This window comes from Xenorhabdus budapestensis (assembly GCF_002632465.1).
Lineage (GTDB): Bacteria > Pseudomonadota > Gammaproteobacteria > Enterobacterales > Enterobacteriaceae > Xenorhabdus > Xenorhabdus budapestensis.
Genome location: NZ_NIBS01000152.1, coordinates 1 through 433 on the forward strand (window position 1 = coordinate 1; position 433 = coordinate 433).

A 433-nucleotide genomic window follows, 5' to 3' on the forward strand; every position below is an offset into this window, starting at 1 on the left:
TGCACGGTCTGAACGGGGGCATCGTGGCTCAGGCCGGCCATGGCCCACGTACCCCCGCAGACACCGATGCTAACGGGCAGTCCGGCCACGGTCTGCCCCCGCACCGAACCTGCCCAACTCAACGGGGATGATCGGGCTGTCCGGTACACAGTAGTGTCGGTACGGTGTCCGGCTCTCCGCTGGCACGGCCTGAGCGGCTCTCCGGCGGTTCGGTATGATTGTCTGCTTCCGGCAATGCCTGAGGGTCACGCTCGGCCGGATGGGTTTGTTTATGCACTTTCTTTAAGTGTCCGATAGCAACCCGCGTATACACTTGTGTTGTATTGAGTTTTTCGTGCCCCAGCATCGCCTGGATATGGCGGATATCCGCCCCGTTATCCAGCATCTGTGTGGCCATCGAGTGCCGGAACAGGTGGCAGGCGCCCGGCTTGTC

General features: G+C 61.9%; 1 protein-coding gene. It reads right to left on the reverse strand.

The window, feature by feature from the left end; genetic code table 11:
* Positions 1-118: 118 nt before the first annotated feature.
* A partial coding sequence (locus tag Xbud_RS19385; RefSeq protein ID WP_145956699.1) for a tyrosine-type recombinase/integrase occupies positions 119-433 on the reverse strand: 315 nt, incomplete at its 5' end.